Raw genomic sequence first — 23,810 nt, 5'->3', positions numbered from 1 at the left:
GATTATATGAAATTTATCGTTTCAAGTACTGCACTTTCCAGCCATTTACAGGCTGTTAGCCGTGTGATAAACTCAAAAAATGCGCTGCCTATTTTAGATTGTTTTCTCTTTCAGTTGGAGGACGGAACACTGTCTGTGACTGTTTCTGATAGTGAAACTACAATGGTAACCTCGGTTGAGGTGAACGAGAGTGATTCTAACGGAAAGTTTGCCGTCGCTGCAAAAACGTTGCTCGATGCATTGAAAGAGATTCCGGAACAACCGTTGACATTCGAAATAAAGCCGGATACCTATGAAATTACGGTACAGTACCAAAATGGTAAATATAGCCTGATGGGGCAGAATGCCGACGAGTTTCCGCAATCGGCTACACTCGGTGATAATGCGGTTCGTGTGGAGATGGAAGCACAGATATTGCTGGGAGGCATTAACCGTTCGGTATTTGCTACTGCCGATGACGAACTCCGTCCGGTGATGAATGGTATTTACTTTGACATTACGACTGAAGACATTACAATGGTAGCTTCGGACGGACACAAGTTGGTACGTTGTAAAACATTGGCTGCACGCGGAAATGAACGTGCTGCATTTATTTTGCCCAAAAAACCGGCAACTTTGTTGAAGAACCTGCTGCCTAAGGAATCGGGTATGGTGGTGATCGAGTTTGACGAACGCAATGCTGTCTTCACGCTCGAAAGTTATCGTATGGTTTGTCGTCTGATTGAAGGACGCTACCCCAATTATAATTCAGTGATTCCACAAAACAATCCGCACAAAGTGACGGTAGACCGTATGCAGCTGATAGGTGCTTTGCGTCGTGTATCTATTTTCTCTTCACAGGCAAGCAGTCTTATCAAACTCCGTATGCAGGAAAACCAGATAGTGGTTTCGGCTCAGGATATTGATTTCTCTACTTCTGCAGAGGAAACACAGGTGTGCCAATATGCGGGTGCAGCAATGAGTATTGGCTTTAAATCTACTTTCCTGATCGATATTCTGAATAATATCTCGGCAGAGGAAGTGATCATCGAATTGGCTGATCCGTCAAGAGCAGGTGTCATTATTCCGGTAGAACAGGAAGAAAACGAAGATTTGTTGATGCTGCTGATGCCGATGATGCTGAACGACTAACTGCGGAACAGAAATAGAATCGGATTCATTACAGAGGACACAAAGATCACAGAGACATCATTCTTTTGAATTGAAGCTCTGTGTACTCGGTGTCCTCTGTGGTGAATTTAAACAAAACCGTATAAACAATGAAACTCAACCTAAAGAACCCTATTGTCTTTTTCGACCTGGAAACGACCGGGACTAACATCAACTCAGACCGAATTGTAGAAATCTGTTATCTTAAAGTATATCCGAACGGGAATGAAGAGTCGAAAACTCTCCGTATTAATCCCGAAATGCCTATTCCTGCCGAATCATCTGCCGTTCATGGTATTTTTGATGCTGACGTAGCTGATTGTCCTACTTTTAAGGAGGTGGCAAAAAGCATTGCGAATGACATTGAAGGTTGTGATCTGGCTGGTTTCAACTCCAACCGTTTTGACATTCCCGTGTTGGCGGAAGAGTTTCTTCGTGCCGGAGTTGATATTGATATGAGTAAGCGCAAGTTTGTTGATGTACAGGTAATTTTCCATAAGATGGAACAACGTACTCTTTCGGCTGCTTATAAATTCTATTGTGGCCGTAATTTGGAAGATGCACATACAGCGGAAGCCGATACCCGCGCTACGTACGAGGTCCTGATGGCTCAACTTGACCGCTATCCGGAAGATTTGCAAAACGATATGTCTTTCCTGGCCGATTACTCAAGCTATAACAAGAATGTGGATTTTGCCGGACGTATGGTGTATGATGACAATGGAGTGGAGGTTTTTAATTTTGGCAAATACAAAGGCCAGTCGGTGAGTGAAGTGCTGAAAAAAGATCCCGGATATTACAGTTGGATTCTCAATAGTGACTTTACGCTGAATACAAAAGCCATGTTGACGAAGATTCGCCTGCGTGAGTTAACGGGAAAATAACTATGCTGAACGGAAAGAAAATTATACTTGGCATTACCGGTAGCATTGCTGCTTATAAGGCTTGCTACATTATACGCGGCTTGATTAAACAGGGAGCGGAGGTACAGGTCGTAATTACTCCTGCCGGAAAGGAGTTTATTACTCCGATAACTTTGTCCGCTTTGACCAGTAAGCCTGTTATCAGTGAGTTTTTTGCCCAGCGGGACGGAACGTGGAACAGCCACGTAGATTTGGGGCTTTGGGCAGATGCTATGCTGATAGCGCCTGCGACGGCTTCTACCATTGGTAAAATGGCAAATGGCATAGCAGACAATATGCTGATCACGACTTATCTGTCAGCGAAGGCACCGGTGTTTATCGCTCCGGCCATGGACTTGGATATGTTTGCGCATCCCAGTACCCAGAAGAATCTGGATACGCTGCGTTCATACGGTAATCATATCATTGAACCGGCTTCGGGAGAATTGGCAAGCCATTTGGTAGGTAAGGGGCGCATGGAAGAACCGGAGAATATTATCCGGGTACTTGATGAGTTCTTTTCCTCTACGGGCGAGCTGGCTGGAAAGAAAGTGCTGATTACAGCCGGACCGACTTATGAAAAGATTGATCCGGTACGTTTCATTGGTAATTATTCTTCCGGTAAAATGGGATTTGCATTGGCAGAGGAGTGTGCCCGTCGCGGAGCGGAGGTAGTGCTGATAGCCGGACCGGTGCAACAGAAGGTATATCATTCACACATTACCCGTATTGATGTGGAGTCTGCTCAGGAAATGTATGAGGCTGCTATGGCGCAATACCCATTGGTGGATGCCGGAATATTATGTGCTGCAGTAGCAGATTTTACTCCGGATGTTGTAGTCGATAAGAAGATAAAACGGGAGGGAGATGATTTGATGTTACATCTCAAGCCTACCCACGATATTGCCGCTGCATTGGGTAAACTGAAGACACCGGGGCAGAAATTAATCGGTTTTGCTCTTGAAACGAATGATGAACAGCGTAATGCCGAAGGAAAACTGATCCGGAAGAACTTCGATTTTATTGTGCTGAATTCATTGAATGATGCAGGTGCGGGTTTCCGTTACGATACAAATAAAATCAGTATTCTCAGTTGTAGAGGCAGAACCGATTATCCGTTAAAATCCAAGACTGAAGTAGCCAGAGATATTATTGATAGAATGATAAAAGAATTGTGATTTATGTTACGTTCATTATACATCCAGAATTATGCTCTGATTGAGAAACTTGATATCCGTTTCGAAACCGGATTTTCTGTGATTACCGGTGAAACCGGTGCCGGGAAATCCATTATTCTGGGCGCAATCGGACTTTTACTCGGACAGCGTGCTGATGTGAAGGCTATTCGGCAAGGTGCTTCGAAATGTATTATTGAGGCCAGGTTCGATATATCAGCTTATCATATGGAAGCTTTTTTCGAAGAGAACGAGCTGGAGTATGAGCCCGAATGTATACTTCGCCGTGAGGTACAGTCTTCCGGCAAAAGCAGAGCATTTATTAACGATACGCCTGCATCGCTCACACAAATGAAAGAATTGGGCGAGCAATTGATCGATGTACATTCGCAGCACCAGAATCTGTTGCTTAACAAAGAAGGTTTTCAGCTCAATGTACTTGATATACTTTCCCACAACGAAGAGGCTTTGGATGTATATCATCATTTATATCAGGAATGGAAAAAGCTCAGTAAAGAACTTGACGAACTGATTGTACTGGCCGAACAGAGCAAAACGGATGAAGATTATATCCGTTTCCAGTTAGAACAATTGGAGGAGGCACATCTTTCTGCCGGAGAGCAGGAAGAATTGGAACAGGAGGCCGAAACATTGGCACATGCCGAAGATATCAAAGCCGGATTATATCGGGTAGAGCAAACTCTTGCCTCAGACGAAGGAGGACTGTTGCCTGCTTTGAAAGAGAGTTTGGGTACTTTGAATGGATTGCAGCGGGTATACCAGCCTGCCGGAGAATTGGCTGAACGGATGGAGAGCACTTATATAGAACTGAAAGATATAGCTCAGGAAATATCGGATCAGGGAGAGAGTGTCGAGTTCAATCCATCCCGGCTGGAAGAAGTGAATGACCGGTTGAACCTGATCTATTCTTTGGAACAAAAACACCGTGTTCAGACAGTAGAAGAGTTGATCGTCCTTTCAGAGCAATATGCAACGAAACTTGCTGCCATTACTTCGTATGATGATCGGATAGCTCAATTGACGGAACAGAGAGATGCGCAATATAATAAGGTAAAGAAACAAGCGTTTGTCCTGACGAAGGCCCGTACGGAGATTGCCCGTGAAGTGGAAAAGCAGATGGCAGCTCGTCTGATTCCTTTGGGAATGCCTAATGTCCGCTTCCAGGTGGAAATGGGGCTGAAAAAAGAATTGGGTCCCCAAGGAGAAGATACGGTGAACTTCTTATTCTCTGCCAATAAGAACGGAGCGCTGCAGAGTATATCTTCAGTTGCGTCCGGTGGTGAAATAGCTCGTGTTATGCTGTCTATCAAGGCAATGATAGCAGGAGCCGTAAAATTGCCCACTATTGTGTTCGATGAAATCGATACCGGAGTATCCGGTGAGATTGCAGATCGCATGGCGGACATCATGCAAGAGATGGGTGAACAAAACAGGCAGGTGATCAGTATCACCCACTTGCCTCAGATTGCTGCCCGTGGACGTGCCCATTATAAGGTATACAAGCGGGATAATGATACGGAAACGAATAGCCATATTCGTCGTCTGACTGACGAAGAACGGGTAGAAGAGTTGGCACATATGCTGAGTGGTGCCACTTTGACCGAGGCTGCACTAAGCAATGCAAGGGCATTGCTGGAACCTTCTTTGAAAGAGAGAAAAATAATAAAATAAGTATATAGTGGCGTGCAATGAACATTGGCGAGTTGCATACTCTAAAAATGCAGACAATTACATGATTGATAAAAGCGAAATGATTTTCGGCGTCCGTGCCGTGATTGAAGCCATTCAGGCTGGTAAAGAGATAGACAAGATTTTGGTGAAGAAAGACATTCAGAGTGACTTGTCCAAGGAGCTGTTTGCTGCTCTGAAAGGTACGCTGATTCCTGTTCAGCGCGTCCCGGTGGAACGTATCAACCGCATCACCCGTAAAAATCATCAGGGTGTAGTGGCATTCATATCTTCGGTGACGTATCAGAAGACCGAAGATCTGGTACCTTTCCTCTTTGAGGAAGGTAAGAGTCCGTTCTTTGTTATGCTCGACGGGATTACGGATGTGCGTAATTTTGGTGCCATAGCCCGTACTTGCGAATGTGCCGGAGTGGATGCTGTCATTATTCCTGCGAAAGGAAGTGTTACGGTCAATGCGGATGCGATGAAGACTTCAGCCGGAGCTCTGCATACTTTGCCTGTCTGCCGTGAACAGAACTTAAAGACAACTTTACAATATCTGAAAGATAGTGGATTCCGCATTGTGGCTGCTACCGAAAAGGGTGATTATGATTATACGAAGGCCGACTATACCGGTCCGATGTGCATCATTATGGGCGCCGAGGACACCGGTGTTTCGTACGATAACCTTGCGTTATGCGACGAATGGGTCAAGATTCCGATGTTGGGCAGTATTGAGTCACTCAATGTGTCGGTAGCCGCTGGTATCCTGATTTATGAAGGCGTGAAACAACGTACAAACTAAAACAACATTCAAATACATGAAAAAGAGCATATTATTCACATTTGTGCTTTGTCTCCTGTCACAATGGAGTGTAGCGCAAGCCCCCAAATGGGTAGAGAAGGCGAAACGATCGGTGTTTTCCATCGTTACGTATGATAAAGACGACAAAATTCAGAATACCGGCAACGGATTTTTTGTGACCGAAGACGGAGTGGCTCTGTCTGACTATTCTTTGTTTAAAGGAGCTCAGCGTGCTGTTATCATTAATTCCGAAGGAGAGAAAATGCCGGTTGAATGTATTCTGGGAGCCAATGATATGTATGATATCATAAAGTTCCGTGTCGGCATTACAGTAAAGAAGGTACCGGCATTACAGGTGTCCACTGTAGCTCCGGCTGTAGGTGCCGAAGTCTATCTGTTACCTTATTCCACTCAGAAAGGTGGAAACGTGACCAGCGGCAAAGTGAAAAAGGTGGATAATATCGGTGGTGATAAATATCATTATTATACACTGGATATGGTATTGAAAGATAAGATGGTGAGTTGTCCGGTAACGACAGCGGACGGTAAAGTGTTCGGAGTGGCACAAAAAGCTTCCGGACAGGATACTACCTCTATTAGTTATGCAGCAGGTGCAGCTTTTGCCATGTCACAGAATATCAATGCTCTTGCACTGAGCGATGCCGCACTGAATGCAATCGGTATAAAGAAAGGCTTACCTGAAGATGAAGATCAGGCTTTGGTTTACCTGTTTATTGCTTCTACGCAAACTACTCCTGAGGCTTATGCCGTTGCCCTTGATGATTTTATCAAAACTTTCCCGAACAGTGCGGATGGCTATCTTCGCCGTGCAGGGAACTATGTGTTTGCAGGTAAGGATATGGACAAAGCGGCTGCCGATTTGGAGCATGCCCTGAAGGTTGCACAGAAAAAGGATGATGTTTATTATAACATAGCCAAGTTGGTATACAACTACCAATTGAGTAAACCCGAAACCACTTATAAGGATTGGACGTATGATAAGGCTCTGGCGGATGTGCGTAGTGCGATAGCTGTTCAGGATTTGCCTGTATACCGTCAACTTGAAGGAGATATTCTTTTTGCCAAGCAGGATTATGCCGGTGCATTTACCAGCTATGACAAAGTGAACGGAACCGAATTGGCATCTCCGGCTTCCTTCTTCAGTGCTGCCAAGGCAAAGGAATTGAGTAAAGCTGCTCCCGAAGAGGTCGTTGCTTTGCTGGATAGTTGTATTGCCCATTGTCCGACGCCCATTACAGCAGATTTGGCTCCCTATCTGTTGGAACGTGCCCAGATGTATATGAATGTAGAAAAGTATCGTCCGGCTCTGGCCGATTATGATGCATATTTCAATGCAGTGAATGGCAGTGTTAACGATTTGTTTTATTATTATCGGGAACAGGCTGCCTTCAAAGCCAAACAATTCCAGCGTGCTTTGGATGATATCACAAAGGCAATCGAGCTGAATCCGGAAGATCTCACTTATCGGGCAGAGTTGGCAGTGGTCAACCTGCGTGTGGGACGCTATGCGGAGGCCGAGAAAGCATTGAAAGATGCATTGACTGTTGATCCGAAATATGCCGAAGCATATCGTTTGTTAGGAATTTGCCAGATTCAGTTGAAGCAAGAAAAAGAGGCTTGTGCAAGTTTTGCCAAAGCAAAAGAACTTGGCGATCCTAATGTGGATGAACTGATTAAGAAGCATTGTAAATAAAGTGCCGGAAATATAAAAGAGAAGAGGTTATCGTCATTGCGATAACCTCTTTCTTTATGGGGGAGATCCATTTCTAACATCTCCATTTTGTTAAAGTTTAGGTCTTATTCGGTTAAAGTTATTCTGATTCTTTTGTGTATTCATATATATAAATACGTTTGTTTGCCAAATACTGCATAGCTCTTATATTTTTTTCTTATCTTTGTTTTCATAAGAACTTTCCTGATAGGAGTTTTTTATCATCTTCAGGATATCAACTTTACCATAAATGTCAATCATTAATAAACCAAGTAAAATGAAAAAAGTAATTTGCAGTGATAAGGCACCGGGAGCTATCGGTCCTTACAGTCAAGCTATTGAAGCGAATGGAATGGTATTTGTTTCCGGTCAGCTTCCTATCGATGCAGCTACGGGACTGATGCCCGACGGTGTGGAAGCACAAGCCCGCCAGTCTCTTGAAAACATAAAACATATCCTTGAGGCTGCCGGTCTGACCATGTCAGATATTGTAAAAACGACAGTTTTCCTCCAGGATATGTCTTTGTTTGCCGGAATGAATGGGGTATATGCAACTTATTTTGAAGGCGCATTTCCCGCCCGTTCGGCTGTTGCCGTGAAAGCCTTGCCTAAAGATGCTTTAGTCGAGATCGAGTGTATCGCGGCACGATAATAAGTCGGCTACAATAAAGCTACTGCCTCCTACGAAGATCAAGTCTTCCGGGAGGCTTTTTTCTTGTGCGGCCTTTACGGCCGATTGAACATCAGGATAAGTTTTACCCTGCAGTCCGGCAGAGGCTCCGATTTGCTGTAACAGAGTCTCTGACAGAGCTCTTTTGACGCTCGCTTTGGTGAAATAGTAGACTGCATTTTTAGGCAGTAAGGCCAGTACTCCACTGACGTCTTTGTCATTCACCATACCGATGACCATGTGGAGACGTTCATATTTCATTTGCTTTAGTTGCTCTACGATATAAGAGATACCTGCTACATTGTGTCCCGTGTCACAAATGATGGTGGGAGAGTTTCTCAATTTTTGCCAGCGTCCTTGTAGTCCGGTCATTTGGTCTACTTGCCGGAAACCGTTTCTTACGTCATTGTCACTGATCTTATAACCTGACTTCCTCAGGATGGGAAGAGCAGACAGGAGTGTATTTGTGTTTTTTGGTTGATATGAACCTCCCAGTACTCCTTCCAGTTCGGGATATGTCTCGTTTTCGTAGATCCAGCCGGAAACAGCTTCTGCTTCTTCTGCTTGTACAGCACTGGAGTGTTTTTCCGGATATTCTGTCCATTTTCTGTTCGTACAGGTTTTGAATTTTGTTGCTCCTTTTAGTCTTTGTTCTTCTTCTGCGAAGATGATAGGAGCTTCCACTTCCTGAGCTTTCTGCAAAAATACGGGCTTAGTCTCTTCGGTTGTTTCACCAATGACAACCGGTACACCTTTTTTTATGATACCTGCTTTTTCTGTCGCTATTTTTGCCAGTGTATTGCCCAGAAACTGCATGTGGTCGAAACTGATATTGGTGATAATACTCAAATCCGGATGAATGATGTTGGTGCAATCCAGGCGTCCTCCCAGTCCAACTTCGATTACAGCTACGTCGATATGCCGGTCGGCAAAGTATCGGAATGCCATGGCTGTAGTCAGCTCGAAGAACGAAGGATGCAATGGTTCAAAAAAAGAACGGTGGCTTTCCACAAAACGGATCACGTATTCTTGTGAAATGGTCTCGCCATTGATGCGGATACGTTCGCGGAAGTCGACTAAATGGGGCGAAGTATAGAGCCCGACTTTATATCCGGCCGACTGCAAAATTGCTGCCAATGTGTGTGAGCAAGAGCCTTTTCCATTAGTCCCGGCGATGTGGATACTTTGAAACGTGGTGTGAGGATGTCCCAAATATTCGTCTAATGCATGGGTGTTTTCCAGTCCCTCTTTGTATGCACTGCTTCCTACCTGTTGGAACATGGGAACGCTGTTGTATAGGTAGTCTAAAGTTTCCTGATAATTCATGTTTTATAATATTTAACGGGCAACTTCTTTTGTTTGCCTTTTTATTTGTTATCTTAGTTGCAACAATTCAACACAGAGGTGTCGATTGTCTTTTTGATTGCAAATATCAACATTTAAATCTAAGAATCATGGGAACAAAGAAAAATTTTGTGCTCGACACGAATGTTATTCTCCACGACTACAATTGCCTGAAGAATTTTCAGGAGAATGATATTTATCTTCCGATTGTTGTTTTGGAAGAATTGGATAAATTCAAGAAAGGTAACGAACAAATCAATTACAATGCGCGTGAGTTTGTGCGCGAACTTGATTTAATAACCGACGATAGCCTGTTCACCCATGGCGCCCCTTTGGGCGAAGGACTGGGCAAGTTGTTTATTATAACAGGTGATTCGGAAGCTCCTAAAGTACATGAATCGTTTCCTGCCCGTAAACCGGATCATCAGATATTGGCTGTAGCCGAGTTTCTGGCGCGGAAATATCCGAAAATGAAAAATATCCTGGTGACTAAGGATGTCAACTTACGGATGAAAGCCCGTTCCATAGGGATACTTTGCGAGGACTATATCACCGATAAGGTTGTGAATGTCGATGTTTTCGAAAAATCGAACGAGGTATTCGAAAACATAGAACCGGAGTTGATCGACCGTATTTACTCGTCCAGAGAAGGGCTGGATATCAATGAATTTGATTTTAAGGACATTCTTCGTCCCAACGAATGTTTCATTCTTAAGAGTGATCGCAGCAGTGTGCTTGCCCGTTACAATCCCTTTACACACATGGTCTGCCGGGTAAATAAAACGAAAAATTATGGAATCGAACCGCGTAATGCGGAACAGAGTTTCGCTTTCGAAATTCTGAATGATCCCGATATAAAACTGGTGGCTTTGACAGGTAAGGCCGGAACCGGTAAAACATTGCTTGCCCTGGCCGCAGCTTTGGGAAAACTTACTGAATATAAACAAATTCTGCTGGCACGTCCTATTGTGGCCCTTTCCAATAAAGATTTGGGATTCCTTCCGGGAGATGCGACTGAAAAGGTAGCACCCTATATGCAACCCCTGTTCGATAACCTGAATGTAATAAAACGTCAGTTTGCCTCAAACTCTACCGAAGTGAAGCGGTTGGAAGATATGCAGAAGAGCGAGCAATTGGTGATCGAGGCTTTGGCATTCATTCGCGGACGAAGCCTTAGCGAAACCTACTGCATAATTGACGAAGCACAGAATCTGACCCCACACGAAATTAAAACTATTATCACCCGTGCCGGAGAGGGAACCAAGATGGTGTTTACCGGAGATATCCAACAGATTGACCAACCTTATCTGGACAGTCAGTCTAATGGTCTGGTGTATATGATCGATCGAATGAAAGATCAGAACCTGTTTGCACATGTCAATCTGGTGAAAGGTGAACGCAGCGAATTGAGTGAATTGGCAAGTAACTTAATGTAATATCCATATTTTAAAGGGACGGAAGAAGAGAATTCCGTCCCTTTTTTACACTATTATTCCACTTTTATTGTGTTAAAAACTTTATTTTGTCAAATAAAAACGCACGGGTTAGTGAAAATAGTGTATCTTTGCACCGCCTAAAACAAAAACTGTAAAACAAATGAAACAGAATTTTTTCCATCGGTATCTTTCCGCGAAGGTACTGCCCATTTGGACTATCCTATTGATTGACATATTTATTATTGTCGCATCCTGTTTGCTTGCCTATTCGCTTCGTTACGATTTTCGCAGCATTTTTCTGGATTCGTCTACGATAGATAAGACCATTCTTTGGACAGTAGTGGCTAATTTGATTTTCTTCCGGGTATTCCGTACCTATTCAAATGTGCTTCGCTTTTCTTCGTTTGTGGACATTATGCGCATTTTTGTGTCGCTTACGGTCTCTTATGGGGTACTGATGATTCTGAGTGTTCTGCTGGACGCTTATCTGGGTGTCCGGATTGGTGCCATCAGCGTGCTGTTTATGGCGTACGTGATCAATTTTGCCATGATGGCTTGTTCGCGTATAGTAGTTAAGATGTTTTTTGAAGTGCTCAACTTCGATGGTAGTCATACCACTAACGTATTTATTTATGGTGCCAAAGAGGCCGGAGTGAACATAGCCAAGTCTCTGCGTGTAAATTTGCGTAATCATTATCGTCTTCGTGGTTTTATAGCCGACGAGCCGGAGTTGATTGGTAAAGTTATGATGGGAGCTAAGGTATTTCCAAACGACGAACTACTAATTGAAAACATGAACGACCGTGATGTGCATACCATCATCGTTTCTCCGGTTAAGATGGAGAAACTGAAAAAGTCCGACATGATTGATACGCTGCTCTCCAATAACGTGAAGTTGCTGACCGCTCCTCCTCTGAGCGAATGGGGCGGACAATCACTCAATAAAACCCAACTGAAGGAAATACAGATTGAAGATCTCTTGCAACGCGAACCTATCGAGGTAGATATTCATAAGATTGCTTCCCATTTGGAAGGCAAACGAGTGATGATTACCGGTGCTGCCGGTTCTATTGGTAGTGAGATTATGCGTCAGGTTGCATCTTTCAACCCATATAAGTTGATCCTGATTGATCAGGCTGAGACTCCGTTACATGACATTCGTTTGGAATTACAGGATCGTTGGCGTGATATTGATGCTGAAACGATTGTTGCTGATATATCGAACGCTACCCGCATGGAAGCTATTTTCCGTGAATACAAGCCTCAATACATATTTCATGCAGCCGCATACAAGCATGTGCCGATGATGGAAGACAACGTGTCGGAGTCTATTCAGATTAATGTGTCGGGTACACGTACGCTTGCCGATCTTGCCGTTAAATTCGGTTCGGAGAAATTTGTGATGATTTCTACGGATAAGGCTGTCAATCCGACCAATGTAATGGGATGTTCAAAGCGTATCTGTGAAATCTATGTACAGTCATTAGCGAAAAAATTACAGAAGGAAGGCACTCGTTCGGTGCAGTTCATTACCACTCGTTTCGGTAATGTATTAGGCTCTAACGGTTCGGTTATTCCCCGTTTCCGCGATCAGATTCAGCGTGGAGGTCCTGTAACTGTTACTCACCCTGAGATTATCCGTTATTTCATGACTATACCCGAAGCTTGTCGTCTGGTATTGGAGGCCGGTAGTATGGGTAATGGCGGAGAAATCTACATCTTCGATATGGGTAAACCCGTGAAGATTGTCGATCTGGCTAAGCGAATGATCAGCCTTTCGGGACGTACGGACGTGAAGATTGAATTTACCGGTTTGCGCCATGGTGAGAAGCTGTACGAAGAGTTGCTCAACGTGAAAGAGCTGACCAAACCTACTTACCACGAAAAGATTATGATTGCCACTGTGCGTGAGTATGATTATGACGAAGTGAAAGAGAGAATTCAGAAATTAATCGATGTAAGTTACACCTATGATCAGATGAAGATCGTAGCTGCCATGAAAGATATTGTTCCGGAGTTTGTGAGCAAAAACTCTTGTTTTGAGGCATTGGATAAGAAAGACTAAAGTTATTATTAAAGCTGTAAGATAAAAGAAAGTCAACTGAATAAATGCAATTCAGTTGACTTTTTTATTTATTAGAGGATTTTTGTAAGAAATACCTCTATATGAATTGATGTGGATATTGTTTGATTTTATAAGATCTCAATTTCATTAGGATATCTTATAAATAGAAGTATGACTAATATTGAGAGAATGCTTGCCATATATATAAGGGATTTTCTCTATTAACTCTTTCATATTGCCCATAGGTACTGACATTACACCAACATTAGGGTCATACAAATAAAAACGCCCTCCTGTTGCAATTGCTGCAATAGCATGTCTTCCAACTAATTTATGGTCTTTTTCTAAATCAATGACATATAAAAGCATGTTACATTCTGCCAGTGCATTGGTTGTTATCTGATAAATTTCCCCTGCGTTAGTCCCTGTTACATGAAGGGAGTTACGAGTAGCTAAAGATACATTATCTGCAATATTCGGATAATATTGTTGGTAACTTCTTTGGTTGCTTGCTATTTGTTGAATTAAAGTGGGAGTTTTCATTTCCTGCCATATCGTATTCGGAGCTTTATTTGTGCTGTTATGCCATAGATATAACCAAGTAATTGATAAGTGTAGACAAATACCTCCTTGCGTTTCTTCATTTCCAAATTCTTTTAAGTATTTGCCCTGTTCTCCTCCATCATTAACATTCTCAAAGTAAGGTAATAATTTCTTATCCATAATATATTTCTTATTATTTCTTCCTACTCTATTTCCGGCTTTTCGGTTCCGCCCGTTTTTATTTATTCTTTGTAAGCTTACGACAGCAAAAGTGAAAAGAAAAGCCCTATCCTGAAAATATAAATTCCGAATAAGCTATAGTTCCTTTTAAAAGGAGGGATCGGTCTTTTGATTGCTTTCCTTGAGGGACAAGGACACGCGGCCCTGTATGCTTATAAGACAATAGCATTCATTCGGAAAAACATTCTTCCGGTTTAAAATATAAAATTGTAACCGGGCCGGGCACTCTCTATTTTTGCCGTCATAAAAGTCTGAATAGAAAATTGAAATTTATAAATAATCACAGATATGGCTGCAAAAATATTAAGTGTAGATGATGAACTCGATTTAGAGGTATTGCTTACCCAGTACTTCAGGCGACAGATACGAAAAGGTGAATACGAGTTTGCCTTTGCCCATAATGGGTTGGAGGCTTTACAGAAACTTCTGGAAACTCCTGATTTCGATATTATCCTAAGCGATATTAATATGCCCGAGATGGATGGATTGACCTTGCTGGCCAAGATCAATGAATTGAAAAATCCGGCGATGAAATGTATTATGGTCTCTGCTTATGGAGATATGGACAACATACGTTCTGCCATGAATAAAGGGGCATTCGACTTTGCTACCAAGCCGATAGATCTGGAAGACTTGTCGCGGACTATTGAAAAAGCAATCGAACAAGTCCGTTATATCCGGGAGTCACAGCAGGAACACAATCAACTGGAGTCTATCAAGAATGACCTGGCCATTGCAGGAGAAATCCAGCAAACCATTCTTCCCCGTTCTTTTCCGCCTTTTCCTGAATTGGCGGGAATGGTCGATATCTATGCCTCCATGACCCCGGCCAAAGATGTAGGTGGTGACTTTTACGACTTTTTCCAGATTGACGACGAGCGCATAGGTCTGGTGATTGCCGACGTATCCGGGAAAGGTGTACCCGCATCCTTGTTCATGGCCGTTAGCCGGACACTGCTTCGGGCAACCGCTCTCCGGGGAGTATCATCGGCTGAATGTCTCACTTATGCCAACAAGCTGCTGTGCAAAGAAAGTATGGACTCTATGTTTGTGACGGTTTTTTATGGGATCTATAACTGTAGGACCGGTGTAATGGATTATACCAATGCCGGACATAACCCTCCATCTATTCTTCGGAGAAACCGATCGGCAGCGTACTTGCCCGTCGCTTCCAATTTTGTGGTCGGAGTGTTTGATGACATTGAATTTGAAAGTAATACATTGGAGTTTGGAGTCGGAGATACTCTACTTCTGTATACCGATGGGGTAACGGAAGCCTTCAATGATAAAAGCGAACAATTTTCGGAAGGCAAACTGCAGGAAGTTCTGGGTGCTTTGCAAGAAGATACTTCAGCGAAAGAGGTCGTTACGCAGGTGCTTCACTCTGTCAGGGCTTTCTCCGGAGATTATCCTCAGTCCGATGATATCACTTTACTGTCTCTTCAACGAATCAGATAATACTAAAAAATAAGAAAACTATGGAAAAGTATGAAATCCATCCAGTTGGTGCCGTTTTGGATTCAAATACAAGCGCTGACGAACAAACTAAAATTGTAGCTCTTATTGAGCAAGGGCATTCTGTGGCGTTGGACCTCAGCAATTGTTCCTACGTATCCAGTGCCGGATTACGCGTTATGCTCTACGCCTTTAAACTGGCAAAGGCTAAAGGCAGGAATGTATGTCTTGTCAGTGTGTCGCAAGAGATTAAGGACGTAATGCACATGACCGGATTCGATAAGTTTTTTCGTTTCTATCAGACCCTTGACGAATTATCACAATCTTAAAAAATACCTGAGCAATGACGTTACTTCAGTTTCGCCCTGTCGTCGGGAGGTTGGATGAAATTCTCGATATGCTGATGCATAGCCGTGAAGTTACTTCACATCCCTCCCTGTCTTATGCCCTCCGTTTGGTAAGTGAGGAGATAATAGTCAATATTATCAATTATGCTTATCCGCAGGAAACGGACGGTTACCTGACTCTGTGTTTATGGGATGAAGGTGGAGAGATTGTCCTGGAATTCATAGATGGAGGTGTTCCGTTCAATCCTCTGGCTAAAGCCGATCCGGACATTTCATTACCGCCGGAACAGCGTGAGATAGGGGGATTGGGGATTTTTCTGGTACGTGAAATGATGGATGATGTGGCGTATGCCTACGTCAATAAAGAGAATCGGTTAACCATTAAAAAGAAGTATCCGCAATCGGAAGATGAACCTGTATGATGATCAAGTTAAGCCAAAATATAATCCGTTGGATCATAGCAGTCCCTTGTGTACTGTTGACCGTTTGTCTGGTTTTATACCGGGCCTATCGTTATTCGGAATTGGAGAGAGACCGTCTGACTTTGTCTTTGGAGGAGTTTCAGGACAAAGAAAGGCAGTCGGTTCTTATCCAACGTGTCAGTCAGCAAATGGAGGAGATTGCCTATCAGCAAAAAGACATTTCCGAAAAGAGAAGACAGGAAGCTGTCGCGCAGACCCGGAAAGCTAATCAAATGCAGCAGCAGGCGGAAATAGCTCGTGAAAAGGCATTTACTGCACAATGGGAGGCTGAGAAAGCCTATCGGTTGGCGGATGAACAGAAGAATCTGGCAATGGAACGACAACTACAGGCTGAACAATCGAAGAGAGTGGCCGATACGTTGGCTTTTCTGGCCTTGGGACGTTCATTGGGTACGCTTTCTGTCACCCAATACCGGTCCGGCAACATGGAACTGGCCTCGTTGCTGGCATATACTTCCTGGCAGTTCACAAAACACTATGATGGTGATGTGTATCATCCGGCTGTCTTCAACGCTTTGTCCTTATCTTGCAGGCAAGATCAACTTTGGTTTAGACACAAGGGGGCTATCACCGGCATCAGGTTGTTGCACGAAACAATTGGAAACCCGCAGACTTGCCGGGATTCTCTGCCGGGATTGGTCACTGTCAGTAAGTACGGTGAAATGATATGTTGGAAGTCGGGAGATGGACAAACGTACACATCCGGATTTCTGTTGAGTGATTCCCGTTATGATTTTCGGGATGTGCTGATCCATTCGGATTCTCTGGTGTATGCCCTGTCCTATGACGGATGCCTCGTCTCCGTGAACTCTGCCGGTATGGCTGCTTACCTTTTGCCTGAAGGTAAATACCGGCAATTGATTCCGGCTGCTTCCGACCGGCTTTTAGCTATTTCTGCAACGGGTATTTATGCTTTTGACTGTATCAGCCATCAGATACAGCTTTGTTTTCAGCCGGAGTATCCGGTCACTTGTGTCGGGAAGTCAGGAGATAACCTCTATGTCTTTTTAAAGAATGGAACAGTAGCCTTGCTTTCATCTGCCGGTCAATTTGTCCGGTTTATAGAGGGGTGGTCGCAAGGGGGGAGGGTTACCTCTTTTTGCTCTCTTTCTGATGAAAGGTATGCCGTGGGGTGTAGGGAAGGAACCATTTTAATATGTGACAAAGATGGGAATGTCCTGCAAAAGCTGATCGGACACCAGGCTGCCGTCACCGCCATTTTCCGGAAAGGGAATATACTGTTTTCAAGCAGTTATGACTGTACGCTTCGTTTATGGGATCTTCATAAAGGAAAGACGGAATCTGCTGTAATTATGACAAGCAGCGGATGGATTCACACTTTCTGCCTTCATCCGGATGGTACATCCATTTTTATGGGAGACGAACAGGGCCGGTTATACCGGATACCCGTTTCGCCCGATCATATGGCTACTGTTGTCCGTCAGGGATTGCGACGCGACTTCACACAGGAAGAATGGGAGTACTATGTCGGCAAGCAAATACCATTTGAATCTTATTATTTAAAAACGTACCAGCCATGAAAAAGATACTCTTATTGATGTTGTGTCTTTGCCCGATATGTGCGGATTCACAAGAAGGAGTTCCATTCTTTGTGAACTATCCGTCTTCTGTGTATCAGGCGCACAATCGTAATTTCGACGTTGTGTGTGACAGCTGCGGGAATGTTTATTTTGCCAATTTCGAGGGTATTCTTCATTATGATTACAATCGTTGGGAAACAATCTATACGCCCGGATTTTCCCGTGTCACCCGTCTGTTCCGCGATTCGGGGAATAGGATATGGGCAGGAGGATACAATGTATTCGGAAGGATAGAGCGTGATGAACGCGGATGTGTCGTGTTGAGAACCATTGTGTCCGATCTGGACCCTTCTTCTTTCGGTGAATTGGATGATATGGCGGAAGTTGACGGACTTATTTACCTGAAAACGACATCGGGCCGATGCTATACGGTTCAGGAAGATACCCTCCTGTTTCCCACACAGATACTTCCGGTTCAGTTGCAGGAGAAGTGGCAGAAGCAAACGACATTGGAGGACATCGGCCGTGGATTGTCGGTGAACGACAGTGAAGGGAAAGAACTATTTTCTATAACCGAGAATAACGGTCTGTGCAGCAATTCCGTATCTTCTGTTGCCACCGATGGGCGGGGGAACCTCTGGGGGGCCACTGATAATGGGGTATTTCATGTATTCACTCCTTCTTTATTCAGTCGCTTTACTTCCTATGAAGGTTTGAAAGGAGAGGTCGTGTCAGTCATCCACTACAAGGGGATGCTGTATGCCGGCACCTTACAGGGGTTATATGTATGGAGGCATAATGTCTTTGTACCTGTCAGGGGGATTACGCAAGCTTGTTGGCAACTTGTGCTTTCTCCGGAAGGAGAGTTATATGCGGCTACCAGTGATGGGATATATGTTGTCGGGGATTATGACCGTTTGAGAAAACTTACAGAGGTTGCAGCCTATTCGTTGGTATTCGCGGATGGCACCGATATTTTAATGGGAGCTATGGACGGGATTTATCGGTATTCTACCCGGACAAGGAAGGTCGGGAGAGTTTCCGGAATTGAGAAGGTGGTACATTTGGAAGTGAAAAAAGATCATTCTGTATGGGCAAAAACCATGTATGGAGAAATCTATCTGCAGAAAGGGGATGGAACTTCTTTCGTCCTTCAGCCAAGGGGAAACGAAGAAGTGATGACCGGATATACGGACAGCCGCGGATACAATTGGCAAACGAATCTGAAGGGTAAAGAGTTGCAAGTGACGCATCCGCAGGACAATACCGGGAAATTAAACCAATGCCTGCATGCAATTCGAAACTATGTTGTGCGGGTAATTTATATAGAAGAAAGGAATGCAGCCTGGTTTGGGGGGGATTTTGGTTTGATCCGGATGGATCTTGGCAAAGCACAGGCGTTTACTCCGTTTGTTCCTCGTATTTATCTTCGTGAGGTTTGTCTGAACCGCGATTCCATATACCGGGGAGGGGATTTACCGATAAATCCGGAGGCAGCAAACCAACGTATCGACGATATATCCCGTTTTGGAGATGATGTCCGCGCCATTCGTTTCTCGTTTGCCACGGATGCGGCCTGTTTCACGGGTTCCAATGAATATAGATCCCGTCTGGTCGGTTACGATCCGGAATGGAGTTCGTGGGATTACCGGACAGAGAAGGAATATGCCAATCTTCCTTCGGGTACATATACGTTTTGCGTGCAGGCACGTGATATTTACGGTACGATAAGCGAAATAAAACAATTCCGTTTTTCGCTGTCACCTCCTTTTTACTTACAGTGGTATAGTCTCGTTTTGTATGTCGTCACTTTGGGAGGGATACTGTTCCTGCTGTTTAAATGGCGGATGCACAACTTGCTGAAAGAGAAGGAAAGGTTAGAGAATCTTGTAGGCCAACGTACCGGACAGTTGGTGCGGCAAAAAAATGAAATAGAGGAAAAGTCCCTGAAGCTGGAAGAGGCATTGAAAGAGCTGAGGCAGGCACAAGATGATCTGGTGCGACAAGAGAAAATGGCCACTGTCGGTAAACTGACACAAGGGCTGATCGACCGTATCCTGAATCCGTTGAATTACATTAATAATTTTTCTCACCTGACTTCGGGGTTATTGCAGGATTTATATCAGAACCTGGAAAGTGCACAAAAGCTTTTGGATGAAGACACTTATCTGGATTCGGTAGATGTCATAGCCATGATGAAAGATAACCTGGCAAAAATAGAAGAACACGGAAGCAATACTACTCGTGTGCTGAAGGCTATGGAGGAGGTTTTGAAAGACCGTAACAAGCAACTGGAGAAGATAGAATTGACGGGTTTGTGCCGGAAAGACATGGAACTGCTGGAGAGTTATTACCGGAAGGAGATCAGTGATATGCACATTTCAGTCCGGACTTCTCTTCCCGATACACCATTGTTCATTAACGGAAATGCCGAGCAACTGGGGAAAACCATTATGAGTCTTCTTAACAACGGCATGTATGCCATAATCAAGAAGTATGGCAAGAATATATATCCGGCTGAGATTGGTCTGTCATTGGAAAGCCGAAACGGACAGGCAGTCATCTGCTTATACGACAATGGGGTGGGCATTGAACAAAGTATTCTTGAGAAAATCTTCGATCCGTTCTTTACAACGAAGACAACCGGTGAGGCGGCAGGTATCGGATTGTATCTGAGCAAGGAAATCATACTCAATCATCGTGGAAAGATAGCAGTACGCTCAGAGAAAGATGAATATACGGAGTTTGCCATTACTTTGCCTCTATGGGAGGACGGGACAGGATGATCTGTACCTTCCGGACGGAACGTCCGTTCATCCTGCTTTTTACAAGCATAGGTAAATGCTTTTACATACCGGCGTAAAGGCATTTACCTGCCGACGTAAAAGCATTTACATGCCGGCATAAAAGCATTTACCTGCCGGTGTAATAAGTCGGTAAATGCACTGTTTTGATTAACAGCGTAGTATCCCGTCAGATTATATAAGCTAATAATGATATAGTACTTAAAAAGATTGATTATGGAAAGAAACATTTCACAAGAAAAACGAATTGAAGAGCTGGAAGCACGGCTCAGAGAACAGGAAAAGTTGGGGTCATTGGGATTGTTGAGTGCCGGTATAGCCCACGAAATACAGAACCCACTGAACTTTGTCATTAATTTCAGTAAATTGTCCGGGCAGTTGTTGTCCGATCTGGATACCATTGTTGATGAAACCGGGAACCGTATTCCGGAAGAATCGCTGGAAGATATTAAAGATATACTTTCCGGATTACGTGAGAACATGGACAAGATCAGAGAACATGGTGACCGGGCTATTAGTATTATCCGTGGCATTCTACTCTATTCCAGGGGTAAGGATGATGAGTTTATGCCTTCACAGATACAGAAGTTGACAAAAGAATATGTGTGGCTGGCTTATCATGCGATGCGTGCCAACTACAAGAATTTTAATATTGCCATTCATGAAGACTATGCCAAAGACATTCCTCCGGTCCGGCTGATTCCGCAGGATTTCAGCAGGGCAGTGCTGAATGTGATGAACAACGCCTGCTATGCGGTATGGAGAAAATGGCAGGATACTCCCGAAGGATATTCTCCTGAGATAACGGTGAGTCTGGAAAAGCTGGATAAAAGAATCGTGCTTACCATCCGTGATAATGGAGAAGGTATGAGTCCGGAAGTCAAGCAAAGATTGTTCGACTCTTTTTTTACGACTAAACCGGTCGGGCAGGGGACAGGGCTCGGAATGTCGATCGTCCGCGATATTATAGAAAACAAACATCACGGAAAGGTGCTGTTTGATTCGGTTCAACATGAATATACTTGTTTTCGTTTTATCATCCCGGTCACATGAAACGCTACCTGTTGTTATATATCTTCTCCTGTTTTTTTGCCGTGCAACTGACAGCACAATCGGCAGACAGTGTCCGAAATTCATTTGTAAGGGCAGAAGCGCTTTATAAAACTGGAGATATTGATCAAGCCTGCCGTATATTGGAGGAGAATCTGCCGTCTTTTCGGGGGACGATGCGCACCGAGGCATGCCGCCTGACTGCTTTATGTCTTCTGGCTTTGGACCGTTTTGCAGAAGCGGAACAATATGTCTCATTGTTGTTGAAGGACGAACCCTATTATTATATCTCGTTACAGGATCCGGAACGTTTTGCGGACATGGTCAGGAAGCACAGGGAGACTAAAGTAACCTTGGTCACGGCTTCGCAACAGGTGGAGACTCCGGAAGAAGCTCCTGTACCTGTCACTCTGATTACAGAGGAGATGATTCGGGCTATTCATGCCCGATGCCTGCGTGACGTATTGATTGCTTATGTTCCCGGCATATCCGGTTTGTCTTCCAATGAAGAGATGAATCTGGCTATGAGGGGAGTCTATTCGTCCGGACAGGAAAACATACTGGTTATGCAGGATGGGCAGCGCCTGAACAGTTACATCACGAATGCTGTTTCGCCGGATTATGGTATTAGCCTGGCTAAAGTCAAACAGATAGAAGTGCTTCGCGGACCGGCTTCTTCGCTTTACGGTAGCGTGGCGCTGACAGCCGTGATTAACATTGTCACTAAGGACGGGGTGGACATTCGTAATGGTGCCGTATCCGTCGGTGCCGGAGACCGGGGGCAGCTGGCTGCTGACTTGTTATTGGGCAAACACGACATGAACATGGATTTTATGGCATGGTTTTCCTTGTATCGTGCAACGGGAGAGCCGGTTTTTGTCCCTGCCGGCAAACAATATGCCCTTTATCCGAGAGACGGATTTATTTATCTGGACGGTTATTCCGAACTGCCCGCTCTGGATGGCGGCATTAAACTGCAACGGGGAAACTTACTTTTCAGTTTTAGTATGAACTATGCTAAAAAAAGGCAGCCTTATAGCATGTGGCTTTTTGCTTCACCCTACTCTTATAACAAGTTCCGCACTTTTGATGGTGCCGGTCCGGGATATTCCAGATGGTCGGCCAAAGAGCAGGCGGTTTACAGTCGTACGTGGCAAAATGTGAGCTTCAGTACGACGTTCTACACCGACTGGAACAAAAATGTACGTTATGAAACCGCAGGAGATACATTGCAGGATTACCCTATTTACCTCAATCCCAATGACAGCACCAAACTCATTTTTCCGGATCGTGGAGTTTTTCAATACATCCGCTGGATGGACTTCAATGTTGGCTTTAACACTCGTGTGAGCTATACTTACGATTGGGGAAGATACGGAAAAGGTAATATGCTTGGCGGCGTGGAGTGGAATCGGTATGCACTTTATGATTCTGAATACCTGGAAGGTATGAATTTCAGAGAAATAGTCAGGACATGGACCGACAAGCGGCTTTACACTGGTCACGAAATGAACGCAAACGTATTTCTTCAATTCAAACATAATCTGCATAAAAACTGGATTGTAAATGCCGGAATCAGATACGACTATAAGAAACGGAGAAATAACCGGATAATGCAGGCCTTTTCTCCCCGTGTATCGCTTATTTATCTTCGGGACGGACTGAATCTGAAAGCCAGTTATTCCAGGTCGTTTGTCGATGCACCCTATTATTACAGAAACAACGATATGGATACTTACTCCGGTGGCGAGAATCTGCAGGCTGAATATCTGAGTTCGTACCAGTTGACTTGTGCCTATCATTATCGCCCCTTTCATATAGATGTTGAATGCAACCTTTTCTACAACCGGGCTTCCCATTTTCTGTTTACCCAACCGGAAACCCGTATTTACGAAAATGCCGGTCTGCTGGATATGGGAGGTATCGAGGTAACCATGCGTTACCGGGCAAACCGATTAAATCTGGATGCAAACTTGTGCTATCAGAGAGTATTGGGTTATACCAATTTCTTTGTTACCGACGGGTCGGTTAACAATGTGCCGGATTTTTCCGTGAACCTTGTAGCCGGCTATTTCCTGGTAAAGAAGAAAATATGGAACTGGTCTGCCCATGTAAAAATGAATTGTAATAGCCGTTGCTATACACAGGTCAGCGTATTGGAAAACGGACTCAACGGAGATGCCACCAATTATACTGTCCGCCTGCCGGGCTATACTGTTTTCTCTTTCACTACCAGATGCAGGTACAAACAGATAGAAGGCAGTCTGGGAGTTGAAAATCTCTTTAATAACCGATATGAATGCGGAGGAGCAAATATCCCCATCCGGCAGAAAGGACGGTGGATTTCCGGTAGTATATTGTATAATTTCTAAATCAAAAAA

General features: G+C 44.1%; 18 protein-coding genes. 16 read left to right on the top strand and 2 right to left on the bottom strand.

Features of this window, described 5'->3' with window-relative positions; genetic code table 11:
* Positions 1–6: 6 nt before the first annotated feature.
* From dnaN to R3O62_RS18270, 7 genes are all read left to right on the top strand, one after another.
* Positions 7–1,131 carry a DNA polymerase III subunit beta gene (dnaN, locus tag R3O62_RS18300; protein WP_005806961.1) on the top strand — a complete coding sequence of 375 codons (1,125 nt, stop codon included), beginning with the start codon at positions 7–9 and terminating at the stop codon, positions 1,129–1,131.
* 128 nt (positions 1,132–1,259) lie between these two features.
* Positions 1,260–2,033, top strand: a complete 774-nt coding sequence (locus R3O62_RS18295; protein ID WP_022011889.1) for a 3'-5' exonuclease — start codon at positions 1,260–1,262, stop codon at positions 2,031–2,033.
* Positions 2,034–2,035: 2 nt separating this feature from the next.
* The gene (gene coaBC / locus R3O62_RS18290) at positions 2,036–3,229 is read left to right on the top strand and encodes a bifunctional phosphopantothenoylcysteine decarboxylase/phosphopantothenate--cysteine ligase CoaBC (protein ID WP_005820845.1); all 1,194 of its coding nucleotides are present in this window, start codon (positions 2,036–2,038) and stop codon (positions 3,227–3,229) included.
* Positions 3,230–3,232: 3 nt separating this feature from the next.
* Complete coding sequence (recN, locus tag R3O62_RS18285) at positions 3,233–4,918, top strand: DNA repair protein RecN (RefSeq protein WP_223126536.1); 1,686 nt, start codon at positions 3,233–3,235, stop codon at positions 4,916–4,918.
* 61 nt (positions 4,919–4,979) lie between these two features.
* On the top strand, positions 4,980–5,720 hold the full coding sequence (gene rlmB / locus R3O62_RS18280; RefSeq protein ID WP_005779999.1) for a 23S rRNA (guanosine(2251)-2'-O)-methyltransferase RlmB: 741 nt from the start codon (positions 4,980–4,982) through the stop codon (positions 5,718–5,720).
* A 16-nt stretch (positions 5,721–5,736) separates the two neighbouring features.
* Complete coding sequence (locus tag R3O62_RS18275) at positions 5,737–7,434, top strand: serine protease (RefSeq protein WP_186992752.1); 1,698 nt, start codon at positions 5,737–5,739, stop codon at positions 7,432–7,434.
* A 295-nt stretch (positions 7,435–7,729) separates the two neighbouring features.
* On the top strand, positions 7,730–8,104 hold the full coding sequence (locus R3O62_RS18270) for a RidA family protein (RefSeq protein ID WP_005806951.1): 375 nt from the start codon (positions 7,730–7,732) through the stop codon (positions 8,102–8,104).
* Here R3O62_RS18270 and R3O62_RS18265 read toward each other — a convergent pair.
* On the bottom strand, positions 8,072–9,448 hold the full coding sequence (locus R3O62_RS18265; RefSeq protein ID WP_195317626.1) for a bifunctional folylpolyglutamate synthase/dihydrofolate synthase: 1,377 nt from the start codon (positions 9,446–9,448) through the stop codon (positions 8,072–8,074). The two genes, R3O62_RS18270 and R3O62_RS18265, sit on opposite strands and share 33 nt — an antisense overlap.
* Before the next feature lie 128 nt (positions 9,449–9,576).
* Here R3O62_RS18265 and R3O62_RS18260 point away from each other — a divergent pair, with 128 nt between their 5' ends.
* Both R3O62_RS18260 and R3O62_RS18255 read left to right on the top strand, forming a co-directional pair.
* Complete coding sequence (locus R3O62_RS18260; protein WP_022011885.1) at positions 9,577–10,902, top strand: PhoH family protein; 1,326 nt, start codon at positions 9,577–9,579, stop codon at positions 10,900–10,902.
* 160 nt (positions 10,903–11,062) lie between these two features.
* Positions 11,063–12,967, top strand: coding sequence for a polysaccharide biosynthesis protein (locus R3O62_RS18255; protein WP_005806946.1), 1,905 nt, complete (start codon positions 11,063–11,065; stop codon positions 12,965–12,967).
* Positions 12,968–13,114: 147 nt separating this feature from the next.
* Here R3O62_RS18255 and R3O62_RS18250 read toward each other — a convergent pair whose 3' ends face one another.
* Entirely contained in the window at positions 13,115–13,690 is a 576-nt protein-coding gene (locus tag R3O62_RS18250; RefSeq protein WP_217738068.1) for a YopT-type cysteine protease domain-containing protein, read from the bottom strand.
* Between the two features lie 348 nt (positions 13,691–14,038).
* Here R3O62_RS18250 and R3O62_RS18245 point away from each other — a divergent pair, with 348 nt between their 5' ends.
* The 7 genes from R3O62_RS18245 (at position 14,039) to R3O62_RS18215 (ending at position 23,801) form a co-directional block, all read left to right on the top strand.
* Entirely contained in the window at positions 14,039–15,208 is a 1,170-nt protein-coding gene (locus R3O62_RS18245) for a PP2C family protein-serine/threonine phosphatase (protein WP_005806941.1), read from the top strand.
* 20 nt (positions 15,209–15,228) lie between these two features.
* Positions 15,229–15,534, top strand: a complete 306-nt coding sequence (locus R3O62_RS18240) for an STAS domain-containing protein (RefSeq protein ID WP_005806939.1) — start codon at positions 15,229–15,231, stop codon at positions 15,532–15,534.
* Positions 15,535–15,548: 14 nt separating this feature from the next.
* Positions 15,549–15,974, top strand: a complete 426-nt coding sequence (locus R3O62_RS18235; protein ID WP_005779989.1) for an ATP-binding protein — start codon at positions 15,549–15,551, stop codon at positions 15,972–15,974.
* Positions 15,974–17,575: a hypothetical protein gene (locus tag R3O62_RS18230; protein WP_317472610.1), complete on the top strand. Its 1,602-nt coding sequence runs from the start codon at positions 15,974–15,976 to the stop codon at positions 17,573–17,575. Before R3O62_RS18235 ends, R3O62_RS18230 begins: the two co-directional genes overlap by 1 nt.
* Positions 17,572–20,361, top strand: a complete 2,790-nt coding sequence (locus tag R3O62_RS18225; RefSeq protein WP_317472587.1) for an ATP-binding protein — start codon at positions 17,572–17,574, stop codon at positions 20,359–20,361. Before R3O62_RS18230 ends, R3O62_RS18225 begins: the two co-directional genes overlap by 4 nt.
* Before the next feature lie 234 nt (positions 20,362–20,595).
* The gene (locus tag R3O62_RS18220) at positions 20,596–21,432 is read left to right on the top strand and encodes a sensor histidine kinase (RefSeq protein ID WP_022011880.1); all 837 of its coding nucleotides are present in this window, start codon (positions 20,596–20,598) and stop codon (positions 21,430–21,432) included.
* Positions 21,429–23,801 carry a TonB-dependent receptor plug domain-containing protein gene (locus R3O62_RS18215; RefSeq protein WP_317472588.1) on the top strand — a complete coding sequence of 791 codons (2,373 nt, stop codon included), beginning with the start codon at positions 21,429–21,431 and terminating at the stop codon, positions 23,799–23,801. Before R3O62_RS18220 ends, R3O62_RS18215 begins: the two co-directional genes overlap by 4 nt.
* Positions 23,802–23,810 lie beyond the last annotated feature (9 nt).

This window comes from Bacteroides hominis (genome assembly GCF_033042785.2).
GTDB classification, from domain to species: Bacteria; Bacteroidota; Bacteroidia; order Bacteroidales; family Bacteroidaceae; genus Bacteroides; species Bacteroides hominis.
The sequence above is the reverse complement of the archived record's forward strand: the minus strand, read 5'-3'. Positions and strand labels throughout refer to the sequence as shown.

Bases quoted from the DNA above. Each gene is read 5' to 3' on its own strand.
- dnaN (WP_005806961.1), top strand. From the start codon at position 7: ATGAAATTTATCGTTTCAAGTACTGCACTTTCCAGCCATTTACAGGCT.
- R3O62_RS18295 (WP_022011889.1), top strand. From the start codon at position 1,260: ATGAAACTCAACCTAAAGAACCCTATTGTCTTTTTCGACCTGGAAACG.
- coaBC (WP_005820845.1), top strand. From the start codon at position 2,036: ATGCTGAACGGAAAGAAAATTATACTTGGCATTACCGGTAGCATTGCT.
- recN (WP_223126536.1), top strand. From the start codon at position 3,233: ATGTTACGTTCATTATACATCCAGAATTATGCTCTGATTGAGAAACTT.
- rlmB (WP_005779999.1), top strand. From the start codon at position 4,980: ATGATTGATAAAAGCGAAATGATTTTCGGCGTCCGTGCCGTGATTGAA.
- R3O62_RS18275 (WP_186992752.1), top strand. From the start codon at position 5,737: ATGAAAAAGAGCATATTATTCACATTTGTGCTTTGTCTCCTGTCACAA.
- R3O62_RS18270 (WP_005806951.1), top strand. From the start codon at position 7,730: ATGAAAAAAGTAATTTGCAGTGATAAGGCACCGGGAGCTATCGGTCCT.
- R3O62_RS18265 (WP_195317626.1), bottom strand. From the start codon at position 9,448: ATGAATTATCAGGAAACTTTAGACTACCTATACAACAGCGTTCCCATG.
- R3O62_RS18260 (WP_022011885.1), top strand. From the start codon at position 9,577: ATGGGAACAAAGAAAAATTTTGTGCTCGACACGAATGTTATTCTCCAC.
- R3O62_RS18255 (WP_005806946.1), top strand. From the start codon at position 11,063: ATGAAACAGAATTTTTTCCATCGGTATCTTTCCGCGAAGGTACTGCCC.
- R3O62_RS18250 (WP_217738068.1), bottom strand. From the start codon at position 13,690: ATGGATAAGAAATTATTACCTTACTTTGAGAATGTTAATGATGGAGGA.
- R3O62_RS18245 (WP_005806941.1), top strand. From the start codon at position 14,039: ATGGCTGCAAAAATATTAAGTGTAGATGATGAACTCGATTTAGAGGTA.
- R3O62_RS18240 (WP_005806939.1), top strand. From the start codon at position 15,229: ATGGAAAAGTATGAAATCCATCCAGTTGGTGCCGTTTTGGATTCAAAT.
- R3O62_RS18235 (WP_005779989.1), top strand. From the start codon at position 15,549: ATGACGTTACTTCAGTTTCGCCCTGTCGTCGGGAGGTTGGATGAAATT.
- R3O62_RS18230 (WP_317472610.1), top strand. From the start codon at position 15,974: ATGATCAAGTTAAGCCAAAATATAATCCGTTGGATCATAGCAGTCCCT.
- R3O62_RS18225 (WP_317472587.1), top strand. From the start codon at position 17,572: ATGAAAAAGATACTCTTATTGATGTTGTGTCTTTGCCCGATATGTGCG.
- R3O62_RS18220 (WP_022011880.1), top strand. From the start codon at position 20,596: ATGGAAAGAAACATTTCACAAGAAAAACGAATTGAAGAGCTGGAAGCA.
- R3O62_RS18215 (WP_317472588.1), top strand. From the start codon at position 21,429: ATGAAACGCTACCTGTTGTTATATATCTTCTCCTGTTTTTTTGCCGTG.